Here is a 371-nt window from a genome sequence, read left to right as displayed (position 1 = left end):
GTGAAGAGGAACTTCGAATTACACCTCAAAGAATGTGAATGGCGCTACAACAAGCCCCTGCCCCAACTCATTGCCGAAATGAAACGGCTGGTAGCAAAAAACAAAGACCTGATGGTCTAGAGCCTTTAGAATTTATCATGCCTGCAGCCAAACCATGCGGCGCATACAGAAGCCGATAGCCGAGGTCTGTTGGCTGAGTGATCACGCCAGAAAAACCAAATCATCGTGTTCGTAAGATTTTAGAGGGTCTTCGACGTTAGCTGTGGAATTCACGCCTCCAAGAGTTGGGTGATGGGCGCTCCGATCAGGTAGATCATGGTGATGAAGGTTGTTACGTTCCGATACCCTCTGGCCCGCGAGCGAGCAGCCTG

At 50.4% G+C, this 371-nt stretch carries 1 pseudogene; it reads left to right on the top strand.

Going from position 1 to position 371, the window contains the following annotated elements:
• A pseudogene (locus V6B97_RS17195) lies at window positions 1–120 on the top strand (IS1595 family transposase); the annotation flags it as partial.
• Between the last annotated feature and the right edge of the window lie 251 nt (window positions 121–371).

It is taken from the genome of Nitratidesulfovibrio sp. 1201_IL3209 (genome assembly GCF_036763125.1).
GTDB lineage: Bacteria > Desulfobacterota > Desulfovibrionia > Desulfovibrionales > Desulfovibrionaceae > Cupidesulfovibrio.
This window is presented reverse-complemented; position numbering and strand designations above follow the sequence as displayed.